This is a genomic window from Streptomyces nigra (assembly GCF_003074055.1).
GTDB classification, from domain to species: domain Bacteria; phylum Actinomycetota; class Actinomycetes; order Streptomycetales; family Streptomycetaceae; genus Streptomyces; species Streptomyces nigra.
Genome location: NZ_CP029043.1, coordinates 5,674,504 through 5,696,991 on the forward strand (window position 1 = coordinate 5,674,504; position 22,488 = coordinate 5,696,991).

The window sequence follows — 22,488 nt, forward strand, 5'->3', positions numbered from 1 at the left end:
CCGCTTTGCCTGCTGAATCACCTGATGGGGTGAAACGGCCTGAGAAGCCCGGTCGACGGTCTTTCCGTTCTGTCCATGCTTGGGCATGTGCTCAAGCGACGGTCGTCCCCGCGACGCCAGGCCCCCGCGGTACGACGATCCCTGGTACGACGCCCTCGCCTCCGGATGGGGCGAGTCGGACGTCACGGTGGCCCCTGACACCGCCCCGCCGGCCGCCGCCGACGTGTACCTCGAGGTGCAGCGGAGCGCCGCCTTCCAGGAAGTGCGCAGCCGCTACCGGAGGTTCGCGCTGCCGACCGCCGCCGCGTTCCTGACCTGGTACGTCGCCTATGTCGTCACCGCCGTCACCGCGCCCGGGCTGATGGCCCGGACGGTGGCGGGCGCCGTGAACGTCGCGATGCTCGCGGGACTCGGGCAGTTCCTCACCACCTTCATGCTCACCTGGGCCTACACCCGTCACGCGCGCCTGCGCAGGGACCGGGCCGCGCTCGAACTGCGCTGGGACACCCAGGAGCTGACGCGGGGCACCAAGGGGGGCGTGGCATGACGGAGGATCAACGCAGCCTGGCTCTGGTGCTGTTCAGCGTGTTCGTCGCGGTCACGCTGGCGATCACGACCTGGGCGGGCCGCAATCGCCATGGTTCCGCGGAGGAGTTCTATGCCGGGGGCCGTCTCTTCTCGCCCATGGAGAATGGTTTTGCCATCGCGGGCGACTACATGTCGGCCGCGTCCTTCCTCGGCATCTCCGGGCTGATCGCCCTGTTCGGCTACGACGGCATGCTGTACTCGGTGGGCTTCCTCGTGGCCTGGCTGGTCGTGCTCTTCCTCGTCGCGGAACTGGTCCGCAACTGCGGGCGGTTCACCCTCGCCGACGTCGTCGCCGCGCGGATGCGGGAACGCCCCGTCCGGATCGCGGTGGGAACTTCCTCGGTCACCGTGTCCGTTCTGTATCTGGTGGCGCAGATGGTGGGGGCGGGCACCCTGGTCGCGCTGCTGCTCGGAGGTGACGGCGGGGCGGCCCAGGCCTGGACCGTCATCGGCGTCGGCGCGCTCATGGTCATCTACGTGTCGTTCGGAGGGATGCGGGCCACGACCTGGATCCAGATCGTCAAATCGGTCCTGCTGCTCGGCGGCACCATCGCGTTGACGGTGCTCGTCCTGCTGCGTTTCCACGGCGACATCGACCGGCTGCTGCTGAGCGCGGCCGAGCACAGCGGCCATGGACGGGCGTTCCTGGCGCCCGGGCTTCGCTACGGCGGTGACTGGACGTCCCGGTTCGACTTCATCAGCCTCGGCCTCGCACTCGTCCTCGGCACCGCCGGTCTGCCGCACATCCTGTCCCGCTTCTACACCGTGCCCACCGCGCGCGCCGCCCGCCGCTCGGTGGTCTGGGCGATCGGCCTCATCGGCGGCTTCTACCTGATGACCATCGTCCTGGGGTTCGGCGCGGCCGCGATCGTGGGGACCGCGGAGGTGCGCGCCTCGAACGCCGCGGGCAACACGGCCGTACCGCTCCTCGCGCTCGACCTCGGCGGCGGCGCGGGCTCCACCGCGGGCACCGTGCTCTTCGCGGTCGTGGCGGCGGTCGCCTTCGCCACGATCCTGGCCGTCGTCGCCGGCATCACGCTCGCCTCGTCGGCCTCGGTCGCCCACGACCTGTACGCGTCCCTGCGGCGCCGGCGCGGCGGCAAGGCCCGCAGCGAGGTGACGGTGGCGCGCTTCGCCGCCGTCGGCATCGGAGTCGTCGCGATCGGCCTGGGACTGCTGGCCCGCGACCTGAACGTCGCCTTCCTCGTGGGCCTCGCCTTCGCCGTCGCCGCCTCGGCAAACCTGCCCGTGCTGCTGTACTCCCTGTTCTGGCGCGACTTCACCACCCGGGGCGCCGTCTGGTCCGTGTACGGCGGCCTGATCCCGTCCGTCGTGCTGGTCGTCCTGTCACCCGTGGTGTCGGGCGGCCCGCAGTCGCTGTTCCCGGGCGTCGACTTCCAGTTCTTCCCGCTGGACAACCCCGGCATCGTCTCGATCCCGCTGGGCTTCGTCGCGGGCTGGCTGGGCACGGTCACCTCGGCCGAGGCGCCCGACGAGGCCAAGCACGCCGAGACGGAGGTGCGCTCGCTGACCGGGGCGGGCGCTGTCTAGGGCTTTTCATTTGGATCAGCCCGGCTGTGGCCGACGGGACATGGTGACGTGCCCGAGCGGTGTCTGGTGCGTGCAGTTGCAAGGCGGAGGAGGGCGGCGACGCGATGGGGGCCCCTCCCGCGCGAGCGAAGCCGAGCGTGGGGGAGTCGGCAACCGACGACAACGCCGCAGATGCGCGTGCCGGACCCCGCGACGCCGGGATGATCCAAGCGAAAGGCCATAGCCCCGGGGGAATCACCGCGCACCGGTGACGCTTCGGCCGCCGGCGTCCGTATGAAAGGGCGGCACGGTTCCTTCCCCCGCCCCCACGAGCCGTGCCTCAGGCGCGGGTCGCCCACACATACCGGTGCTCAGGGCGGCCCGCGTCCCCGTACTTGAGGGTGAGGCGGGCCCGCCCGGTCCGCTCCAGAAGCTTGAGATAGCGCTGTGCGGTCTGCCGGCTCACGCCCGTCCGCTCGGCGATCTCCTGGGCCGACAGCGGCCCCGAGGCGTTCATCAGGGCCCGGCGCACCGCCTCGGCGGTGGTGGGGGAGTGGCCCTTGGGCAGGTTCGGCTCCGACGGCGCGGACAGGGCGCCGAAGATCCGGTCCACCTCGGCCTGTTCCGCCTCGCCGCCGCAGTCGAGGGTGCGGCGCAGCTCCGCGTACGCCTCCAGCTTGGCGCGCAGCCCCGCGAAGGCGAACGGCTTCACCAAGTACTGGAGCGCGCCGAGCCGCATCGCCGCCTGCACGGTCGACACGTCACGCGCGGCCGTCACCATGATCACGTCGGTCTGGTGGCCGAGCCGCCGCATCTCCCCGACCACCGCGAGACCCGTGTCGTCGGGCAGATAGTGGTCCATGAGCACCAGGTCCAGCCGCGGCAGCTCCGTCACCTGCCGCAGGGCCTCGGCCGCCGTGTGCGCCTCGCCGGCCACACGGAAGCCCGGCACCTTCTCGACGTACGCGGCGTTGACCCGCGCCACGCGCGTGTCGTCGTCCACGACCAGGACCTCGATCATCGCGACTCCTCCTCGGCGACGGTGTGCGCGGCAACGGGCTCCGCAGGGGCGGGCGCCGGCTCGGTCAGCGCCTCGGGCAGGACCACCGTGAACTCGGCGCCGCCGCCCGCCGCCTCGTCCACACGGGCCGTGCCGCCCTGCCGTTCGGTCAGACGCCGTACGAGCGACAGCCCGATCCCGCGCTCACGGTGCGCAGGGCGCTGTTTGGTGGACCAGCCCTCGGTGAAGATCAACTCACGCTGTTCCACCGGGATTCCCGGCCCGGTGTCCCGGACGACGAGGGTCACCGCACGGCCCTCGGCGCGCAGTTCGACCTCCACGCGCGCGTGCGGGGTGGCGGCGACGGCGTCCAGGGCGTTGTCCACGAGGTTCCCCACGACGGTCACCAGCCCCTGCGGGTCGACCAGGCGGTCCGGAAGCCCCGTGCGCTCCGACAGGCGCAGCGCGACGCCCCGCTCGGCCGCCACGGTGGCCTTGCCGACCAGCAGTGCGGCGAGCAGCGGGTCCTGGATCTTCTCGGCGACTTCCTCCGAGGTGGCCCGGTGGTCGCCGACGACCTCCCCGACGAACTCCACGGCGTCGTCGTACATCTCCAGCTCCAGCAGGCCCAGGAGGGTGTGCATCCGGTTGGCGTGCTCGTGGTCCTGGGCGCGCAGGGCGTCGATCAGGCCGCGTGTCGAGTCGAGCTCCCGGCCGAGCTGCTCCAGCTCCGTGCGGTCGCGCAGGGTGGCCACGGCACCGCCGTCGTCGGTGGGCATGCGGTTGGCGACCAGGACGCGCTGTCCACGCACCGTGAGCAGATCGGTGCCGGTGACCCGCCCGGCCAGCACATCGGCGGTACGGCCGGTGCCGAGCGCCTCGTCGAGGGAGCGGCCGACGGCCTCGTCGCCGAGGCCGAGCAGCCGCCGGGCCTCGTCGTTGAGGAGGCGGATACGTCCTGTGCGGTCCAGCGCGACGACGCCTTCCCGGATGCCGTGCAGCATCGCCTCGCGCTCCGCCAGCAGCGCCGAGATGTCGGAGAAGGCCAGGTCACGGGTCTGCCGCTGAAGCCGCCGGGAGATCAGCCAGGCGGCCAGCGCCCCGACCGCCAGAGCGCCGCCCGCGTACGCGAACAACCCCGGGATCGCGTGCAGCAGCCTCGCCCGCACACTGTCGTACGCGATACCGACCGAGACCGCGCCGACGATCCGGCCCTCCTCGTCGCGCAACGGCACCTTGCCGCGCGCGGTGCGGCCCAGGGTGCCGTCGTCGATCTGCATGACCTCGTGCCCGGCCAGCGCGCGCCCCGGGTCGGTCGAGACGAGCCGGCCGATCTCGCTCGCCGTCGGGTGGGACCAGCGCACGCCCCGCCGGTCCATCACGACGACGTACTCGGCCCGGGTCGCCGCGCGGATCCGCTCCGCCTCCCGCTGCACCGGACCGCCTGCCGTCGCCGGGGTCGTCGTCAGGTCGGTGGCGATCCGGGGCTGGGCCGCCGTGGTCTGGGCGATGGACAGCGCGCGGCGCATCGCCTGGTCGTCCAGCTGGTCGCTGAGCGGCGCCAGGAACAGGCCGGTCGCCAGCACCGCCACGCCCGCCGCGATCGCCACCTGCATCAGCAACACCTGCGCGAACATGCGCCGGGGCAGACCCAGGCGCAGGCGCAGCCGGCGGACGAGGGAGGTGGGGCTCATGCCCCGACCGTACGCGGGGGTGCGGGGCGGGCCGTAGGGGGATGTGGCGGGGATCTCGTACGGGACGTCTCCGCTTGGCTCGTACGCGTACGGCACGCCGGGCATCCGCCCGCAGGGTCAGCCGGCGAGGGCCGTGGCCGTCGCCCTGAGCTCCCGTACGGCGACGACGTCCATGCGCGCGGGCGAGCCCAGCACCGAGGTGCCGCACTTCTCGGGGCGCGGCGGCTGCGCGGCACCCTGGGCCACGTCGACGCGCCAGCGCCGCCCGTCCACATGGGCCACGGTCACCTCCCACCGCGGAGCGGCACCGTCCGTCCGTACGACGCTCAGCGCCTCGGCGGCGGTCTCACCCGTCGTCCTGCGCACCGCGAGCTCGGCGGCCTGGCCGGGCCGTTCCCACGCGGAGTTCCCCCGGCAGCTCTCGCCGACGATCCGGCCCTCCCGGACCCCGTCCAGCACCCTCCGCACGACATCCGCCTCGGCGCGCCCGTAGGCATAGCCGTACGGCAGCACCAGCAGCGTCGGTGAGAAACGGTGGCCACCCAGATGCGTGACCTCCCAGACGCCGTCCACGCCGGAGGCGGCCAGTTCGGCGGCGAGAGGCCGGCCGAGCAGGGCGCAGCAGCGGTCGCGCTTGCCGTTGGTGCACACGAGCGCGAGGGGACCACCGGTGTGGGCCTCGCCTCCCAGCACCTCGTCGAAGGTGTGGTGCTCGCCCCGGCCGAGGGCGGCGAGATCCAGGTCGAGCAGCTGTCGCGGGTCCCGGACCGTGGCGGTGCGCAGCCATACGCCGCCCGGCACGGTGTGGGCGGCGTAGACCCGGCGCTCGGACGGGCGTTTGTAGTCGGCGTGCCGGCCGGGTCGGCGGATCAGCGCGACGCGCACGCCCGTGCCCTGCGCGGCGGCTTCCAGCGCGCGGCCCAGCGTGGGATCGAGATGGCTCTGGGTGAGCGCCTTGGCACCCCACGGCCCGGGCTGCTCCAGCAGCAGCCAGGTCGTCGCGGTCGCCGCGGTCCCCGCGACGGGCTCGTCGAGGTCCTGCGAGACGCTCGTGCACGTACTCACAGAGGTGAGCCTAACCTGAGCCGCCCCGACCGGCTCTTCAGCCCCTTACGACACGGTGCTGGCAGCGGCTTCGCGGGCTACTCGGGCAGGGGGCGCGGCAGCGGCTGGGGAGGCGTGGAGCCGACGTAGATCCCCGACGGCCGCATTCGCAGCGGGCGTTCGCCGTACTCCTCCAGGGCGTGGGCGATCCAGCCCGCCGTACGGCCCACCGCGAAGATCGTCTCGCCTGCCGTCGCGGGCATCGTGAACGACGCGGTGAACACGGCGAGCGCCAGGTCGACGTTGGCGTGCAGCGGGGTGTGGCGGGCGGCCGTCGCGACGATGTCGTGGGCGGCGGCGAGGGCGGGCTCGCACTGCGGCAGCTCCCGCAGCAGGGTGAACAGCAGACGCGCGCGGGCGTCCTCGCCGGTGTAGAGCCGGTGGCCGAGCCCCGGGATGCGGCGGCCCGCCCGGAGTTCCTCGGCGATGACGGGGCCGGCGTCGCCCCGGTCGAGCACCTCCACGATCAGCTTGTGCGCCAGTCCGCTGGCCGCGCCGTGCAGGGGGCCCTCGAGCACGCCCAGACCCGCCGAGACGGCCGCGTAGGCGTGCGCGCGGGCCGACGCTGCGACGCGTACGGCGAGGGTGGAGGCGGCCAGGTCGTGATCGACGAGCAGGGCGAGCGCCGTGTCCAGCACCCGCAGCGTCTTCTCGTCGGCGGGGCGTCCGCTGAGCCGTCCCCACAGGCGGCGGGCGAGCGGGCCCTCGTCGCGGTCCGTGGGGTCGGCGGGGCCGAGGGCGGCGACGAGCGTCGGGATCAGGGTGCGCGCGGTGGCGAGCACGGACGTCTCGGCCAGGTCGAAGCGCAGCGGGTCGGCGGCCGCGGCGGCGACCGCCGCTACCCGCAGGCGGTCGACGGGACCGGCGTGCTCGGGCAGGGCGCCTGCGGCGCGACGGGCGGCGGCGACGGAGGCGGCGGGCGCGGTGAAGGTGACGCCGGGGCGCAGACTGCCCGTCCACAGCCACTCGGCGACCTCCTCGTAGGAGTGCCGTGCGGCCAGCTCGGTCGCGTCCACGCCCCGGAAGTAGTAGCGGTCGCCCTCGATGAGGGTGAGGGCCGTCCGTACCGACAGCTCGGCGCCGGAACCCGAACCGGGCGTGCTCTCCCGTCTGTTGCGGCGGGCGAGCGTCTCGACCTCCCGGGCGTCGAAGGTGCTGCCCCGGCCGCCGGGCGCGCGGCGGCTGCTGAGGTGCCCGCGGCTGACGTATGCGTACACGGTCTCCGGCTTCACGCCGAGCAGCTCGGCGGCCTCGCGGGTGGTCAGCCGCCTGCCCTCCGGGCCGGGTTCTTGATCGCGCATGGGGTCACCGTATCCAGCGGGTCGGTACATGGACTGATGTATTGATCGAATCAATATTGACAGAGAATCAGTCAAGCATGGACAGTCGAATCAAGTCCAGGGAGGTAACCATGTCCGTCAACAGGTCAGCAGCCACACTCGTCGACGTGCCGCGCGGGCTCGCGGGGGTCGTCGTGACCGACACCGAGGTCGGGGACGTCCGGGGGCGTGAGGGCTTCTATCACTACCGCCAGTACTCGGCCGTCGAACTGGCGCGGACCCTGCCCTTCGAGGACGTCTGGCACCTCCTCGTCCACGGGGAACTGCCGGACGCCGCACGGGCCGCCGCGTTCGCCGCCGAGACCGCCGCGCTGAGGCGGCTGCCCGATGAGGTGCGGGCCGTCCTGCCGGCGATCGCCGCGGCCAGCGGACGCTCCGGTCCGCCGGCCGGTCTGCGCAGCGCGTTGTCCCTGCTGGGGGCGGCGAAGGGGTTCCGGCCGGTGTACGACATCGACGCGGAGCGGCGCCGCCGGGACACGCTGGTCGCCGCGGCGGCCGTACCCACGCTGCTGGCCGCGCTGTACCGGCTGGGGGAGGGGCTCGACCCCGTGGAGCCGCGGGACGACCTCTCCTACGCGGCGAACTATCTGTACATGGTGACGGGGGTGGAGCCGGAGGCGCGGCGGGCGCGGGCGGTCGAGCAATACTTGATCTCCACCATTGACCATGGGTTCAATGCGTCAACCTTTACGGCGCGGGTCATCGCCTCCACGGGGGCGGATGTGGCGGCCTGCCTGGTGGGCGCGGTGGGCGCGCTGTCCGGACCGCTGCACGGGGGTGCTCCCAGCCGGGCGCTGGACACGCTGGACGCGATCGGCACCCCGGATCGCATCGATTCCTGGATCCGTGAACGCGTCCTCGCCGGTGACCGCATCATGGGCTTCGGGCACCCGGTCTACCGGACCGAGGACCCTCGGTCCCGGATGCTCCGGGAGATCGCCGAGTCCTTCGGCGGGCCGCGCGTCGACTTCGCCGTGGAGGTCGAACGGCGCGTGGAGGCGATCCTGGCGGAACTGAAGCCGGGCCGTGAACTGCACACGAACGTCGAGTTCTACGCGGGCGTGGTCATGGAACTGTGCGGCCTGCCCCGCGAGATGTTCACCCCGACCTTCGCGGCGGCCCGGGTCGTCGGCTGGAGTGCCAACGTCCTGGAACAGGCGGAGGACTCGAAAATCATCCGGCCGTCGGCCCGGTACGTGGGGCCGGGGGCACCGGTGGCGGTGCCGTCGGCGGCGTGAGCGCCCAGCAGGGCAAGTGCCCGGACATACGTGTGGCCTGGTGCCGTTCTGGCTCCAGGCCTCATCGGGCGCGGATCGAGCAGTCACGGGGTGCCGGTCTGCTCGCGAGTGGGTGGACCCGGGTCGCTCAGCGGTGGCGCGCGGTCGGGTGCGGCTTCGGTGGACGAGCCTGGCTGACGCCTGCTCGCGTGGTCTCAGGCGTCGGGGATGTCGGCCTTGGCGCGGATCAGCGTCTCTCTGCTCACGATCACGATGCGCTCGTAGTCGGCACGTGAGGCGTCGGCGGGAAGTTCTCGCTCAAGCGCCTCAGTGGCCTCGGTGCCGATCACGGCAAAGTTCCCGTCGGTCAGCTCGAACACATCCGGGCAGTTGCCTCCCGAGGCACTCCCACGGGCACTTGGAGGCACACCAGTGCGGCGCTTGATCTTCAAGTTACTTCCGATCACTACGGAGGGTTAGTGGACGGCAGAACGTTACTGGGATTCCTGACGTCTGACCGACGTCTGACTCACAAAGAACCCGAGTCGTAGCGACGAGTTGACCCCGTTGGCATACGGTGCCTCAGCTGTCGTCCCTAGGAATGGTCGGGGGGTCGCCGACCACCCACCACTCGTCCGTGTCAGCTTCGTCCAAGTCCGTGACCAATTGGTCGACGATACGGCCGAGCTCGGCCTCGTCGGAGGAGTCCGCGAGAGTCGCGCGCAACGCCTTCGACGCCTCCCAGTACTCCCGCATCAGGGGGTTGTGCATCAGTTCCCGGGCGTGCCCGTGGAACTCCTCCAAGTCGATGAGACCCACCCGATAGAGGTGGTACAGGTTGACGTACCAGGCGTTGGCATAGAAGTACTGGCGACGCTTGGCCGCAGGCGTATCCGGAGCGTACGTGTCGATCACCGCGGCCAGCGACGGATCGTCGATCGCCCGGGACAGCAGTTCCCAGTGCATGCGCTGCTGGTGGGCCAGTGCCCGGCGGCGTGAGGTCAGTTCCTCGAGTTCCAGGCGCCTCAACTGCAGCTTCTCCGCTTCGAGGCTGCGGCGTGCTGCCAGTGTCGCGGTGGCGGCGGCAGCCATGACCGCGACCGCTGCGGCACCCAGCCTCCTTGTGGAACGTTTCCGTGTGGCCATGTCAACCCCCGAATCAGGCGGCGGCCGTCCGCCGGTCGTCGGGATGTGGGTCGACTGGAGGGGACCGGCGAGCGGTGGGCGGCGCTTGCCGTCTCCCAGAGTGCCGAGCGGCTCTGATCGGCGGGGAGGCGGAGAGGAGGCGCACAGAGGGAAGCGAGGGTCGCACACTCCAGCGCCATGCCAGACGTCTGCCCGGCAAGTGCTGCTAACAATCGTTCACTTCGCGGCGATTCTTCCCACTCGTATCCTGGTCCGGCATTCAATCCTCGTACGTGCGCCGGGCCACGAGCCGGTGCACCCGTCGGCGTGAGAGAGGTCGCACGGTGCGTCAACCGAGCAAGGGTCCGCAGCAGATTCCGGTCGTCGTCCTTGCCGGATTCCTCGGTTCCGGCAAGACGACTCTGCTCAACCACCTCCTCCACCGCAGCGGAGGCACCCGTATCGGCGCGATCGTCAACGACTTCGGCGCCATCGAGATCGACGCGCTCGCCGTCGCCGGCGCGCTCGGCGACTCCACCGTGTCCCTGGGCAACGGCTGCCTCTGCTGTGCCGTCGACTCCAGCGAGCTGGACGCCTATCTGGAGCGGCTCGCCCGGCCGGACGCCGGGATCGACGTCATCGTCATCGAGGCCAGCGGGCTCGCCGAGCCGCAGGAACTCGTCCGGATGCTGCTCGCCAGCGAGCATCCCGGCATCGTGTACGGCGGCCTCGTCGAGGTCGTCGACGCCGCCGAGTTCGACGCCACCCGCGCCCGGCACCCCGAGATCGACCGGCATCTCGCCCTCGCCGACCTCGTCGTCGTCAACAAGCTGGACCGGGCCGCCGACGCCGAGCGCGTGCTCGGGACGGTCCGCGGGCTGACGGACCACGCCGCCGTCGTCCCCGCCACCTACGGCCGGATCGACCCCGGGTTCCTCTTCGACTGCCGGCCCAGCCAGGAGCGCGTCGGGCAGCTGTCCTTCGACGATCTGCACGATCGGGATCGGGATCAGGACCGTGGCGATCATGAGGGGCATCTGCATACCCAGTACGACAGCCTGTCCTTCGCCTCCGACGTTCCGCTCGATCCGCGGCGGGTCATCGGGTTTCTCGACGGGCGGCCCGACGGGCTGTACCGGATCAAGGGCTACGTGGACTTCGGGGCGTACGACACGGTGAACCGCTACGCCGTGCACGCCGTGGGGCCGTTCCTGCGCTTCTACCCGGAGCCGTGGCCCGGCGACGAGGTCCGTCGTACGCAGCTCGTCCTCATCGGCTCCGGCATCGACGCGGCCGCCCTGGAGAAGGACCTGCGGGCCTGTACGAGCGACGCCCCGCACACCGCGGACGAGCACGGCATGTGGGGCGTCCTTCGCTATGTGCGGGAACCGGAGGAGGCCGCCTGACGCGGCCTCCCCTCGAGGATCAGAACGGTCCTGCCACCACCGCTACCGTCTTCGGCAGGGAGACACCCGAGCCGTCGCGGCGCGGGTCCATCTCGGGCAGTTCGGCCGGTGTGCCGTTCTTCTGGGCGGCCCGCGCCGGGGCGGGACCCGCCCAGGCCAGGGAGAGGCAGTCCTCGCCCTTCAGGAACCGCTGGCAGCGCACACCACCTGTGGCGCGGCCCTTGCGCGGGTACTGGTCGAACGGCGTCATCTTCGCCGTCGTCTGCACCGAGTCGTCCAGGGTGCCGCGCGAACCGGCGACCGTGAACACCACCGCGTCGGACGCCGGGTCCACCGCCGTGAACGAGATGACCTTCGCGCCCTCCGCCAGCTTGATACCGGTCACACCGCCCGCCGGACGGCCCTGCGGGCGCACCAGGGAGGCCTGGTAGCGCAGCAGCTGGGCGTCGTCCGTGATGAACACGAGGTCCTCCTCGCCGGTGCGCAGCTCGACCGCGCCGACGATCCGGTCACCCTCCTTCAGGGTGATGACCTCCAGCTCCTCCTTGTTGGACGGATAGTCGGGGACCACCCGCTTGACGACGCCCTGCTCGGTGCCGAGCGCCAGGCCGGGGGAGGACTCGTCGAGCGTCGTCAGGCAGACCACCCGCTCGCCCTCCGTCAGGGAGAGGAACTCCGTCAGCGGGGCGCCGCCCGCGAGGTTGGGCCGCGTCGCGGTCTCCGGGAGCTGCGGCAGGTCGACCACGCTGATCCGCAGCAGCCGGCCCGTCGACGTCACCGCGCCGACCTCGCCGCGGGCCGTGGCCGGCACCGCCGAGACGATCACGTCGTGCTTGGACCGCTTGGCGTCGCCGTCGTCCGCGAACGGGTCGCCGTTCGCCGTACGGGCCAGCAGCCCCGTCGAGGACAGCAGCACCCGGCACGGGTCGTCCGCGACCTGCAGCGGCACGGCGGACACCTGGGTGCCGGCCGACTCCAGCAGGACCGTACGCCGCTCGGTGCCGAACTTCTTCGCCACCGCCGCCAGTTCGGCCGAGACCAGCTTGCGCAGCTCCGCGTCCGACTCCAGGATCCGGGTCAGCTCGTCGATCTCCTGGCCCAGCCGCTCCTTCTCCGCCTCCAGCTCGATGCGGTCGAACTTGGTGAGACGGCGCAGGGGGGTGTCGAGAATGTACTGCGTCTGCACGTCGGACAGCGAGAAGCGACCGATCAGACGCTCCTTCGCCTGCGCGCTGTTCTCGCTGGAGCGGATCAGACGGATGACCTCGTCGATGTCGATGAGCGCCGTGAGCAGGCCCTCGACCAGGTGCAGCCGGTCCCGCCGCTTGCCGCGCCGGAACTCGCTGCGGCGCCGTACGACCTCGAAGCGGTGGTCGAGGTAGACCTCCAGCAGCTCCTTCAGGCCCAGGGTGAGCGGCTGCCCGTCGACCAGCGCCACATTGTTGATGCCGAAGGACTCCTCCATCGGCGTCAGCTTGTACAGCTGCTCCAGGACGGCCTCGGGCACGAAGCCGTTCTTGATCTCGATGACCAGGCGCAGTCCGTGCTCGCGGTCGGTGAGGTCCTTGACGTCGGCGATGCCCTGGAGCTTCTTCGAGCCGACCAGGTCCTTGATCTTGGCGATGACCTTCTCGGGGCCGACCGTGAAGGGCAGCTCGGTGACGACCAGGCCCTTGCGGCGGGCGGTGACCGTCTCGATCTCGACCGTGGCGCGGATCTTGAAGGTGCCGCGGCCCGTCTCGTAGGCGTCCCGGATGCCGGAGAGGCCGACGATCCGGCCGCCGGTGGGCAGGTCGGGGCCGGGGACGTGCCTCATCAGGGTGTCGAGATCCGCGTTGGGGTGGCGGATCAGATGCCGGGCGGCGGCGATGACCTCGGAGAGGTTGTGCGGCGGCATGTTCGTGGCCATGCCGACGGCGATGCCGGACGCGCCGTTGACCAGGAGGTTCGGGAAGGCGGCCGGCAGGGCGACCGGCTCCTGCTCCTGGCCGTCGTAGTTCGGGGCGAAGTCGACCGTGTCCTCGTCGATGGACTCCGTCATCAGGCTCGTCGCCTGCGCCTGCCGGCACTCGGTGTACCGCATGGCGGCCGGCGGGTCGTCGTTGCCCAGCGAGCCGAAGTTGCCGTGGCCGTCCACCAGCGGCACACGCATCGAGAAGGGCTGGGCCATGCGCACCAGGGCGTCGTAGATCGACGCGTCGCCGTGCGGGTGCAGCTTGCCCATGACCTCGCCGACGACACGGGCGCACTTCACATAGCCGCGGTCGGGGCGCAGGCCCATCTCGTTCATCTGGTAGACGATGCGCCGGTGCACCGGCTTCAGGCCGTCGCGGGCGTCCGGCAGGGCACGCGAGTAGATGACCGAGTAGGCGTACTCGAGGAAGGAGCCCTGCATCTCGTCGACGACGTCGATGTCGAGGATCCGCTCCTCGAACGAGTCGTCGGGCGGCGGGGTCTTCGTGCTGCGGCGGGCCATCGCTGCCGGCTCCTTCTGTGTGCTGTGGCGCAAGCGTGTGACGGGTCTGACGCGGACCATTGTGGACCGCGGCACTGACAACCACCGACCAGGACCCGATGTTGGGCTCCCGCCCGGCGAGGAACGAGTGTCGCCGACGCCGGTCTCCTCCCGCGACCGCGGTGGCGCAGGCGGCACCGGCCGGCCCGCCAGGAGGTGCTTTGCCGATCAGGCCGGGCTCCCGGCGCCTGGCACCGCGCCTCGCCGCGTTGTCGTCGGTCCCCGATGCGCCGCATCGGCTCCCTCCTCCGCCTTGCGATGCACGGCACCAGACACCGGGAGCTGACCCGGCCTGATCGACAAGACACCCCCTAGGGACCGCGCACGGCGCCGGCGGCAAGCCGGTGCCGCGCGACCGTTCACCCTCAGGGGTGATCGACGGGAAGCATGCCAGGTCGAGCCACCGGGCGTCGGCCCGGGTCCCGGACCGCCCGGCTCCGACGTACCGGCCCGGTGAGGCCCGGCCGAGGGGCCCGGCGGGTCCATCCGGGCAACGAAGGAGGCCGCGGCCCCCGCCTGACCGGCACAACGTTCCATCCGGGAACTTCGCCGAGCCTTCGCACGCTGCATACAGTGGCAGGAGCTGAGCAGGATCCGCTCGACACAACGCAGCGCACGCGACCGGAAGGACATCTTGCCCATGGGTCACACGGCCACACCGGAGGCACAATCCGGCGGCCTCACCGCGACAGAGCACCGCCTGGCCAACGGCCTGCGCGTGGTGCTCTCCGAGGACCACCTCGCACCGGTCGCCGCGGTCTGCCTCTGGTACGACGTCGGCTCCCGCCACGAGGTCAAGGGCCGTACCGGACTCGCCCACCTCTTCGAGCACCTGATGTTCCAGGGCTCGAACAGCGTGAAGGGCACGGGTCACTTCGAGCTCGTCCAGGGCGCGGGCGGCTCGCCGAACGGCACCACCAGCTTCGAGCGCACCAACTACTTCGAGACCATGCCCGCCCACCAGCTGGAGCTCGCGCTGTGGCTGGAGGCCGACCGCATGGGCAGCCTCCTGGTCGCGCTCGACGAGGAGGGCCTGGAGAACCAGCGGGACGTCGTGAAGAACGAGCGCCGCCAGCGCTACGACAACGTCCCGTACGGCACCGCGTTCGAGCGCCTGACCGCGATGTCGTACCCCGACGGGCACCCCTACCACCACACGCCGATCGGCTCGATGGCCGACCTGGACGCGGCGAGCCTGGAGGACGCGCGCGCGTTCTTCCGCACCTACTACGCGCCGAACAACGCCGTGCTGTCGATCGTCGGCGACATCGACCCCGAGCAGACGCTCGCCTGGGTCGAGAAGTACTTCGGCTCCATCCCGGCCCACGACGGCAAGCCCGCCCCGCGCGACGGCTCGCTGCCCGACGTGATCGGCAAGGAGCTGCGCGAGGTCGTCGAGGAGAACGTCCCGGCGCGGGCGATGATGGCCGCCTACCGGCTGCCGAGTGACGGCACGCGCGAGTGCGACGCCGCCGACCTGGCGCTCACCGTTCTCGGCGGCGGCGAGTCCTCCCGGCTCTACAACCGGCTGGTGCGGCGCGACCGTACGGCCGTCGCGGCCGGCTTCGGCCTGCTCCGCCTGGCCGGCGCGCCCTCCCTGGGCTGGCTGGACGTGAAGACCTCCGGCGACGTCGAGGTGCCCGTGATCGAGGCGGCCGTCGACGAGGAGCTCGCCCGCTTTGCCGCGGAGGGGCCCACCGCCGAGGAGATGGAGCGCGCGCAGGCCCAGCTGGAGCGCGAGTGGCTGGACCGGCTCGGCACCTGCGCCGGCCGCGCCGACGAACTGTGCCGGTACGCCGTCCTGTTCGGCGACCCGCAGCTCGCCTTCACCGCCGTCGGGCGCGTCCTCGAGGTCACCGCCGAGGAGGTGCAGGCGGTCGCCCAGGCCCGGCTGCGCCCCGACAACCGCGCGGTGCTCGTGTACGAGCCGACCGCCACCGAGGCCGACGAGACCACCGACGAGAACGAGGAGTCGGCGCAGTGACCGAGCTCGCCAGCATGGAGTTCCACCCGCAGCCCCAGGCCGGCGCGCCCCGCCCCTGGGCGTTCCCGGCCCCCGAGCGCGGCACGCTGGACAACGGTCTGACGGTGCTGCGCTGCCACCGCCCCGGCCAGCAGGTCGTCGCGGTCGAGGTCCTCCTCGACACCCCGCTCGACGCCGAGCCCAAGGGCCTCGACGGTATCGCGACGATCATGGCGCGGGCCCTGTCCGAGGGCACCGACAAGCACACCGCCGAGGAGTACGCCGCCGAGCTGGAGCGCTGCGGCGCCACCCTCGACGCCTACGCCGACCACCCGGGCGTGCGCGTCAGCCTGGAGGTGCCGGTCTCCCGGCTCCCGAAGGCGCTGGACCTGCTCGCCGACGCGCTCAGGGCGCCGCTGTTCGCCGACGCCGAGGTGGAGCGCCTGGTGCGCAACCGCCTCGACGAGATCCCGCACGAGCTGGCGAACCCGTCGCGCCGGGCGGCCAAGGAGCTGTCCCGGCAGCTGTTCCCGGCGTCCTCGCGCATGTCGCGCCCGCGCCAGGGCACCGAGGAGACCGTCGCCGGCATCGACTCCGCGGCCGTACGCGCCTTCTTCGAGCGGCATGTCCGCCCCGCCACCTCCACCGTCGTGGTCGTCGGCGACCTGACCGGCGTCGACCTGGACGCCCTGCTGGGCGACAGCCTGGGCGCCTGGACCGGTTCGCAGGCCGAGCCGCGGCCCGTCCCGCCGGTCACCGCGGACGACACCGGGCGGGTCGTCATCGTGGACCGCCCCGGCGCCGTCCAGACGCAGCTGCTGATCGGCCGGATCGGACCCGACCGGCACGACCGCGTATGGCCGGCGCAGGTGCTCGGCACGTACTGCCTCGGCGGCACCCTCACCTCCCGCCTGGACAAGGTCCTGCGCGAGGAGAAGGGCTACACGTACGGCGTGCGCGCGTTCGGCCAGGTCCTGCGCTCGGCGCCGGACGGCACCGGCGCCTCGATGCTCGCCATCACCGGCTCCGTCGACACCCCCAACACCGGCCCCGCCCTGGACGACCTGTGGACCGTCCTGCGCGGGATCGCCGCCGAGGGACTCACCGACGCCGAGCGGGACTTCGCCGTGCAGAACCTCGTCGGGGTGGCGCCGCTGAAGTACGAGACGGCCGCCGCCGTGGCGGGCACCCTGGCCGACCAGGTCGAGCAGCATCTGCCCGACGACTACCAGGCGAAGCTGTACCAGCAGCTCGCCGCCACCGGCACCGTCGAGGCCACGGCCGCGGTCGTCAGCGCCTTCCCGGCGGACCGCCTCGTCACGGTCCTCGTCGGGGACGCCTCGGCGATCCGGGAGCCCGTGGAGGCCCTCGGCATCGGTGAAGTCACCGTCGTGACGGCCGAGTAGAGGATTCGCCGGCCCCGCGACGGACCGGCGCGCGAGGCGAGCCCCGGTGACGGCTGTGTCACCGGGGCTCCCTTATGCCCGAATTGATGCGGAGGTTGCCTGTCTGCCCTGTGGGATGCACTACAAAAGCCCCGATCCGTTTGGGAATTGAAAGCCGCCCCGCTTAGCGTCTTCCGGGCTGTTCGTCCAGCAGTGCGCCGCGTCCGCGGCACCGGACAGTCATCGCCGAGTCCCCGTACGGCGCGAGCCAGGGGAGCCGGGGACCCATCGCAGTCCCTGGGGTGAATCGGACGCCCGCGCAGCCGCGAGGGGGCCCGTAGGAGACCTTCCTGCTCCGAACCCGTCAGCTAACCCGGTAGGCGAGAGGGAAGGAAAGGATCAGCCACCACATGGCGTTCAGCTGCGCCTCGGGGAAGAACCGCCCCTCCGGGAAGCACCGCAAGCCCGGCCGGTTCGAGCGCACCACGGCCCGCGCGGCCGGTGTCGCCGCCCTCACCGCCACCGGCGTCGTGGGCACCCTCGCGGCCCCGGCGCTGGCCGCCGAGCCCGCCGCGGAGCAGACCGGCCTCATCCCGGTCGTCGCCGTCGAGGACACGATCGCCCTCCAGATCGACGCGCAGGCCGCCGCCCAGGAGCGGGCCGCCGCCGAGGCCGCGGCCCGTAAGCAGGCCGCCGAGGAGGCCGCGCGCCACCTGGCCGCCGAGAAGGCCAAGGAGGAGCGCGAGGCCAAGGAGCGCGCCGCCCGGGAGGCCGAGCGCAAGCGCCTGCTCTCCTACGTATCCCCGATCGCCGGGTCGTACGTGTCCACCTCGTACCAGTCCGGCGGGGCCGTCTGGTCCTCCGGCAGCCACACCGGTATCGACTTCCACGCCGCGAGCGGCACCTCCGTGCACGCGGTCGGCGCCGGCACCGTCGTGGAGGCCGGCTGGGGCGGCGCCTACGGCAACAACGTCGTGATCAAGATGAACGACGGCACCTACACCCAGTACGGCCACCTGTCGTCCATCGGCGTCTCGGTCGGCCAGACCGTGACCCCCGGCCAGCAGATCGGCCTGTCCGGCGCCACCGGCAACGTCACCGGGGCGCATCTGCACTTCGAGGCGCGCACCACCGCCGAGTACGGCTCCGACATCGACCCCGTCGCCTACCTCCGCTCGCACGGCGTCGACATCTGAGACCTCCGGCGTCTCCGACCGCCTTACCGCAGCCCCGGCTCCCGAGCCGGGGCTTTCGGTCTTTCTGGACAATGACTGTCCAAAAAATATCCATGGATTCCGGCCTGCCGTCGGAAATTGACGCTCCTTGCCATAGAGTCGCTGAACACACGTCATTCGTCGACGTTTCACGGGGATTAAGGCGGAGGTCGGCATGCGTATTCCGGCGCACTCGGTGTGCACCGCGATCCGGGACGACATCGTCGCCGGTGTCCTGGAGCGCGGCGGCCGTCTCACGGAGGAAGTCCTCGCCCGCCGCTACGGCGTCTCCCGTGTCCCCGTGCGCGAGGCACTGCGCACCCTGGAGGCGGAGGGCTTCGTGGTGACCCGCCGGCACGCGGGCGCGTGCGTGGCGGAGCCGACCGAGCAGGAGGCCGCGGACGTGCTGGAGATGCGCACCCTGCTGGAACCCCTCGGCGCCGCCCGGGCCGCCCAGCGGCGCACCGAGGCCCACCTCAAGGTGCTGCGCGGGCTGGTCAGGCTGGGGCAGGAGCGGGCCAGGGGCGGCAACAGCGAGGATCTGCGCTCGCTGGGCGGCTGGTTCCACGAGACGCTGGCCCAGGCGTCCGGCAGTACCGCGCTGACCTCGACGCTGACCCAGCTGCGGCACAAGATCGCCTGGATGTACACCGTGCAGGCGTCCGCCGACCCCGCGGAGATCTGGGCCGAGCACGGCGCGATCGTGGACGCGGTGGCGCGCGGCGACGGCGAACGCGCCCGCGCGCTCACCACCCTGCACACCGAGCGCGGGCTGTCCGCGCACCGGCTGCGCTTCGGCTCGGGCGGCGACCGCACGGAGCGTGTGAGGAATTCGCAACATGCCGTAAACATGCCGAGCCTGCGGAATTAACACCGGCACCGTATACAAAGAAGAGCAATTTCGGGGCGGTGAATTCCCGCTGCCCTTTTTCGGGTGCTCGGGTAATTATGGAGCCCGCCGCCGTGAGATTCCATGCGCTCCGGGCGGTAATGCGGTGGGAAAGACCAAGCCGCGCCCGCCGGTCAGGCGGACGCGGCTTCCTGGTTCCGTGCGGGATACCCGCCCGGACCCCTCAGACCGTCGCGGGCAGTTCGTCGAGGCCCTCGGCGACCAGCTTGGCCAGACGGTCGAGGGCGGCGTCCGCGCCCTCGGCGTCGGAGGCCAGGACGATCTCCTCGCCACCCTGGGCGCCCAGGCCCAGGACGGCCAGCATCGAGGCCGCGTTGACGGGGTTGCCGTCGGCCTTGGCGATGGTCACCGGGACTCCCGTGGCCGTGGCGGCCCGGACGAAGATGGAGGCGGGGCGGGCGTGGAGACCCTCGGCCCAGCCGACGTTGACGCGGCGCTCAGCCATGTGTTGCTGCCCTTCGTGGTTCAGGGTTGTCTAGACCAGTTTCCCACACGAGGGGGGCCCGGCGGAACGGCCCGGGCGCCCCTGCCTCGACGGCCGCCGGATCCCGGCCCCGGCCCGCGGGACGTCGGGACCAGCCTGCCTCGCGCCGGTGTCGTACGCGAGCCGTAACCTGGCCCCATGCAGAGCGCCTCGGACCGGCACGTGTACCCCGCCCACTGGGAAGCCGACGTGGTGCTGCGCGACGGCGGCACCGCCCGCATCCGTCCCATCACCGTCGACGACGCCGAGCGCCTGGTCAGCTTCTACGAGCAGGTGTCGGACGAGTCGAAGTACTACCGCTTCTTCGCGCCCTACCCACGCCTGTCCGCCAAGGACGTCCACCGCTTCACGCACCACGACTTCGTGGACCGGGTGGGACTCGCGGCCACCGTCGGCGGCGAGTTCATCGCCACCGTGCGGTACGACCGGATCGGCGCCGACGGGACGCCCGCGTCCGCCCCCGCCGACGAGGCCGAGGTCGCCTTCCTCGTCCAGGACGCCCACCAGGGGCGCGGCGTCGCCTCCGCCCTGCTCGAGCACATCGCGGCGGTCGCCCGGGAGCGCGGCATACGCCGGTTCGCCGCCGAGGTGCTGCCCGCCAACAACAAGATGATCAAGGTGTTCACGGACGCCGGGTACACCCAGAAGCGCAGCTTCGAGGACGGCGTCGTCCGTCTGGAGTTCGACCTGGAGCCCACCGACCGCTCGCTCGCCGTGCAGTACGCGCGCGAGCAGCGCGCCGACGCCCGATCGGTGCAGCGCCTCCTCGTGCCCGGCTCGGTCGCCGTCGTGGGCGTCGGGCGCACCCCGGGCGGCGTCGGCCGCGGCGTCCTCGGCAACATCACGGACGCCGGGTTCACCGGCCGGGTGTACGCGGTGAACAGGGCGTTCCCGAAGGACCTCGAGGAGATCGACGGAGTACCCGCGCACCGGTCCGTGCGGGAGATCGAGGAGCAGGTCGACCTCGCGGTCGTCGCCGTCCCCGCCGAGCACGTGCCCGACGTCGTCGCCGAGTGCGGTGAGCACGGCGTCCAGGGACTGGTCGTCCTCTCCGCCGGATACGCCGAGAGCGGGCCCGACGGACGCGAGCGGCAGCGCGCCCTCGTACGGCAGGCGCGCAGCTACGGCATGCGGATCATCGGCCCCAACGCCTTCGGCGTCATCAACACCTCCGACCAGGTCCGGCTGAACGCCTCCCTCGCCCCCGAGATGCCCCGCCCCGGCCGGATCGGGCTGTTCGCCCAGTCCGGCGCCATCGGCATCGCGCTGCTCTCCCGGCTGCACCGCCGCGGCGGCGGCGTCACCGGGGTCACCGGCGTGTCCACGTTCGTCTCCTCCGGCAACCGCGCCGACGTCAGCGGCAACGACGTCCTCCAGTACTGGTACGACGACCCCGACACCGATGTCGCCCTCATGTACCTGGAGTCCATCGGCAACCCCCGCAAGTTCACCCGCCTCGCCCGGCGCACGGCGGCGGCCAAGCCGCTCGTCGTGGTCCAGGGCGCCCGGCACGGCGGCGCCGCCCCGCAGGGCCACACCGTCCGCGTCACACGGCTGCCGCACGCCACCGTGTCCGCGCTGCTGCGCCAGGCCGGTGTGATCCGCGTCGACACCATCACCGAGCTGGTCGACGCGGGACTGCTGCTCGCCCGCCAGCCGCTGCCGGCCGGCCCCCGGGTGGCGATCCTCGGCAACTCCGAGTCGCTCGGCCTGCTCACGTACGACGCCTGCCTCGCGGAGGGGCTGCGCCCCCTGCCGCCGCTCGACCTGACGACCGCGGCGTCCGCCGCCGACTTCCACACCGCCCTGTCCCACGCGCTCGCCGACGACACCTGTGACGCCGTCGTGGTCACCGCGATCCCGGGGATCGGCGACGCCTCGACCCGGGACGCCGAGCTCGCCGAAGCCCTGCGGTCGGCGGCAGAACGGGTGCCGGGCAAGCCGGTCCTGGTCGTGCACGTCGAGCTGGGCGGACTGGCCGAGGCCCTGTCGGCCGCCGCCAGCACCGCACCTCGGACCGACGCCACCGCCCGCGGCACCCTGCCCCGCCCTCACCCCGTCCGCCCCCTCGACTTCCCGGCCGACCCGCAGCCCGGACCGGACGGCGAGGGTGACGCCGCACCCCGTCTCATCCCCGCCTACCCGGCCGCCGAACGGGCCGTCCGCGCGCTCGGCGAAGCCGTCAAGTACGCCCAGTGGCGACGCGAGGCCGCGGAACCCGGCCGCGTCCCCGAGTACGACGACATCGACGAGAAGGGCGCCGCCCGGCTCATCGACCGGCTGCTCGCCCGCGGCCAGGGCCTCACGCTCGGCACCGACGACACCTGCGAGCTGCTCGGCACCTACGGCGTCCAGGTGCACCGCGCGCTGCACGCCCCCACCGCCGACGCCGCCGTGGAGGCCGCCGAGACGCTCGGCTACCCCGTCGCCCTCAAGGCCACCGCGCCCCATCTGCGGCACCGCGCCGACCTCGGCGGCGTCCGGCTCGACCTCGCGGACGAGGAGCAACTGCGTCGGGCGTACACCGAGTTGGCCGAGCTGTTCGGCAAGCCGGAGGAGCTCAGGCCGGTCGTGCAGCGCATGGCACCACGCGGCGTCGACACCGTCGTACGCGCGGTGATCGACCCGGCGGCCGGTGCTGTGCTGTCCTTCGGGCTCGCCGGTGCCGCCTCCCAGCTGCTCGGGGACATGGCGCACCGCCTGGTCCCGGTCACCGACCGCGACGCCGCCTCGCTGGTCCGCGCCATCCGGACCGCCCCGCTGCTGTTCGGCTGGCGGGGCTCCGCGCCCGTCGACACCCCGGCCCTGGAGGAGCTGCTGCTGCGGGTGTCGCGGCTGGTCCACGACCACCCCGAGGTCGTCGCCGTCACCCTCGAACCGGTGGTCGTCGCCGGGCACGGCCTCAGCGTGCTCGGCGCCTCCGTGCGGCTGGCGCCGCCGCCCGCCCGCGACGACCTCGGGCCGCGGACCCTGCCCGCCTACTGAGACCCTTGACCGGTGCCTCGCAGTCAGT

The 22,488-nt window shown here is 72.3% G+C and carries 17 protein-coding genes and 1 riboswitch; of the genes, 9 read left to right on the top strand and 8 right to left on the bottom strand.

All coding sequences use genetic code 11. The features are described from left to right. The first annotated feature begins 85 nt into the window (after positions 1–85). Both DC008_RS26295 and DC008_RS26300 read left to right on the top strand, forming a co-directional pair. Positions 86–547, top strand: a complete 462-nt coding sequence (locus DC008_RS26295; RefSeq protein ID WP_108709056.1) for a DUF485 domain-containing protein — start codon at positions 86–88, stop codon at positions 545–547. After that, entirely contained in the window at positions 544–2,139 is a 1,596-nt protein-coding gene (locus tag DC008_RS26300) for a solute symporter family protein (protein ID WP_108709057.1), read from the top strand. The genes DC008_RS26295 and DC008_RS26300 overlap by 4 nt, the downstream gene beginning before the upstream one ends. Positions 2,140–2,458: 319 nt before the next feature. Here DC008_RS26300 and DC008_RS26305 read toward each other — a convergent pair whose 3' ends face one another. The 4 genes from DC008_RS26305 to DC008_RS26320 all read right to left on the bottom strand — a co-directional run bounded on the left by DC008_RS26305 (position 2,459) and on the right by DC008_RS26320 (position 7,217). After that, a complete protein-coding gene (locus tag DC008_RS26305; RefSeq protein WP_108709058.1) occupies positions 2,459–3,139 on the bottom strand; it encodes a response regulator in 681 nt (226 codons plus the stop codon). Beyond that, positions 3,136–4,812 (bottom strand): ATP-binding protein, encoded by a 1,677-nt coding sequence (locus DC008_RS26310; protein WP_108710863.1) that lies wholly within the window; start codon positions 4,810–4,812, stop codon positions 3,136–3,138. The genes DC008_RS26305 and DC008_RS26310 overlap by 4 nt, the downstream gene beginning before the upstream one ends. Before the next feature lie 117 nt (positions 4,813–4,929). Next, positions 4,930–5,877: a sucrase ferredoxin gene (locus tag DC008_RS26315; protein WP_108709059.1), complete on the bottom strand. Its 948-nt coding sequence runs from the start codon at positions 5,875–5,877 to the stop codon at positions 4,930–4,932. A 77-nt stretch (positions 5,878–5,954) separates the two neighbouring features. Further along, positions 5,955–7,217 carry a citrate synthase gene (locus DC008_RS26320; RefSeq protein WP_108709060.1) on the bottom strand — a complete coding sequence of 421 codons (1,263 nt, stop codon included), beginning with the start codon at positions 7,215–7,217 and terminating at the stop codon, positions 5,955–5,957. A 110-nt stretch (positions 7,218–7,327) separates the two neighbouring features. On the opposite strand from DC008_RS26320, the gene DC008_RS26325 reads away from it, so the two are divergent. After that, positions 7,328–8,494: a citrate synthase/methylcitrate synthase gene (locus tag DC008_RS26325; RefSeq protein ID WP_108709061.1), complete on the top strand. Its 1,167-nt coding sequence runs from the start codon at positions 7,328–7,330 to the stop codon at positions 8,492–8,494. Positions 8,495–8,688: 194 nt separating this feature from the next. On the opposite strand, the gene DC008_RS26330 is transcribed toward DC008_RS26325, so the two are convergent. Next, positions 8,689–8,925 carry a hypothetical protein gene (locus tag DC008_RS26330; RefSeq protein ID WP_108709062.1) on the bottom strand — a complete coding sequence of 79 codons (237 nt, stop codon included), beginning with the start codon at positions 8,923–8,925 and terminating at the stop codon, positions 8,689–8,691. A gap of 130 nt (positions 8,926–9,055) precedes the next feature. Further along, complete coding sequence (locus DC008_RS26335; RefSeq protein WP_341867302.1) at positions 9,056–9,565, bottom strand: DUF6082 family protein; 510 nt, start codon at positions 9,563–9,565, stop codon at positions 9,056–9,058. A 377-nt stretch (positions 9,566–9,942) separates the two neighbouring features. On the opposite strand from DC008_RS26335, the gene DC008_RS26340 reads away from it, so the two are divergent. Further along, complete coding sequence (locus DC008_RS26340) at positions 9,943–11,004, top strand: CobW family GTP-binding protein (RefSeq protein WP_108709064.1); 1,062 nt, start codon at positions 9,943–9,945, stop codon at positions 11,002–11,004. Between the two features lie 19 nt (positions 11,005–11,023). Here DC008_RS26340 and DC008_RS26345 read toward each other — a convergent pair whose 3' ends face one another. Next, positions 11,024–13,480, bottom strand: coding sequence for a DNA gyrase/topoisomerase IV subunit A (locus tag DC008_RS26345; protein WP_108709065.1), 2,457 nt, complete (start codon positions 13,478–13,480; stop codon positions 11,024–11,026). Between the two features lie 679 nt (positions 13,481–14,159). Between DC008_RS26345 and DC008_RS26350 the strand changes: the two genes are divergently transcribed. The 4 genes from DC008_RS26350 (at position 14,160) to DC008_RS26365 (ending at position 18,952) form a co-directional block, all read left to right on the top strand. Next, the gene (locus tag DC008_RS26350) at positions 14,160–15,503 is read left to right on the top strand and encodes a M16 family metallopeptidase (protein WP_108709066.1); all 1,344 of its coding nucleotides are present in this window, start codon (positions 14,160–14,162) and stop codon (positions 15,501–15,503) included. Beyond that, positions 15,500–16,888, top strand: a complete 1,389-nt coding sequence (locus DC008_RS26355) for a M16 family metallopeptidase (RefSeq protein ID WP_108709067.1) — start codon at positions 15,500–15,502, stop codon at positions 16,886–16,888. The genes DC008_RS26350 and DC008_RS26355 overlap by 4 nt, the downstream gene beginning before the upstream one ends. A 213-nt stretch (positions 16,889–17,101) precedes the next feature. Then, positions 17,102–17,265, top strand: a riboswitch (cyclic di-AMP (ydaO/yuaA leader). A gap of 12 nt (positions 17,266–17,277) precedes the next feature. Further along, positions 17,278–18,063 carry a M23 family metallopeptidase gene (locus tag DC008_RS26360; RefSeq protein ID WP_108709068.1) on the top strand — a complete coding sequence of 262 codons (786 nt, stop codon included), beginning with the start codon at positions 17,278–17,280 and terminating at the stop codon, positions 18,061–18,063. Positions 18,064–18,256: 193 nt separating this feature from the next. After that, entirely contained in the window at positions 18,257–18,952 is a 696-nt protein-coding gene (locus DC008_RS26365; protein WP_108709069.1) for a GntR family transcriptional regulator, read from the top strand. A 202-nt stretch (positions 18,953–19,154) separates the two neighbouring features. Here the strand turns inward: DC008_RS26365 and DC008_RS26370 are convergent, their stop codons facing one another. Further along, positions 19,155–19,436 (bottom strand): HPr family phosphocarrier protein, encoded by a 282-nt coding sequence (locus DC008_RS26370; protein WP_055622094.1) that lies wholly within the window; start codon positions 19,434–19,436, stop codon positions 19,155–19,157. A 177-nt stretch (positions 19,437–19,613) separates the two neighbouring features. On the opposite strand from DC008_RS26370, the gene DC008_RS26380 reads away from it, so the two are divergent. After that, positions 19,614–22,460 (top strand): bifunctional acetate--CoA ligase family protein/GNAT family N-acetyltransferase, encoded by a 2,847-nt coding sequence (locus DC008_RS26380; protein ID WP_108709070.1) that lies wholly within the window; start codon positions 19,614–19,616, stop codon positions 22,458–22,460. The last annotated feature ends 28 nt before the right edge of the window (positions 22,461–22,488 follow it).

Excerpts from the sequence above, each read along its gene's own strand:
- DC008_RS26365 (WP_108709069.1), top strand. The coding sequence starts at position 18,257 with ATGCGTATTCCGGCGCACTCGGTGTGCACCGCGATCCGGGACGACATC.
- DC008_RS26305 (WP_108709058.1), bottom strand. The coding sequence starts at position 3,139 with ATGATCGAGGTCCTGGTCGTGGACGACGACACGCGCGTGGCGCGGGTC.
- DC008_RS26335 (WP_341867302.1), bottom strand. The coding sequence starts at position 9,565 with ATGGCTGCCGCCGCCACCGCGACACTGGCAGCACGCCGCAGCCTCGAA.
- DC008_RS26310 (WP_108710863.1), bottom strand. The coding sequence starts at position 4,812 with ATGAGCCCCACCTCCCTCGTCCGCCGGCTGCGCCTGCGCCTGGGTCTG.
- DC008_RS26320 (WP_108709060.1), bottom strand. The coding sequence starts at position 7,217 with ATGCGCGATCAAGAACCCGGCCCGGAGGGCAGGCGGCTGACCACCCGC.
- DC008_RS26380 (WP_108709070.1), top strand. The coding sequence starts at position 19,614 with ATGCAGAGCGCCTCGGACCGGCACGTGTACCCCGCCCACTGGGAAGCC.
- DC008_RS26325 (WP_108709061.1), top strand. The coding sequence starts at position 7,328 with ATGTCCGTCAACAGGTCAGCAGCCACACTCGTCGACGTGCCGCGCGGG.
- DC008_RS26360 (WP_108709068.1), top strand. The coding sequence starts at position 17,278 with ATGGCGTTCAGCTGCGCCTCGGGGAAGAACCGCCCCTCCGGGAAGCAC.
- DC008_RS26370 (WP_055622094.1), bottom strand. The coding sequence starts at position 19,436 with ATGGCTGAGCGCCGCGTCAACGTCGGCTGGGCCGAGGGTCTCCACGCC.
- DC008_RS26345 (WP_108709065.1), bottom strand. The coding sequence starts at position 13,480 with ATGGCCCGCCGCAGCACGAAGACCCCGCCGCCCGACGACTCGTTCGAG.
- DC008_RS26350 (WP_108709066.1), top strand. The coding sequence starts at position 14,160 with ATGGGTCACACGGCCACACCGGAGGCACAATCCGGCGGCCTCACCGCG.
- DC008_RS26295 (WP_108709056.1), top strand. The coding sequence starts at position 86 with ATGTGCTCAAGCGACGGTCGTCCCCGCGACGCCAGGCCCCCGCGGTAC.
- DC008_RS26300 (WP_108709057.1), top strand. The coding sequence starts at position 544 with ATGACGGAGGATCAACGCAGCCTGGCTCTGGTGCTGTTCAGCGTGTTC.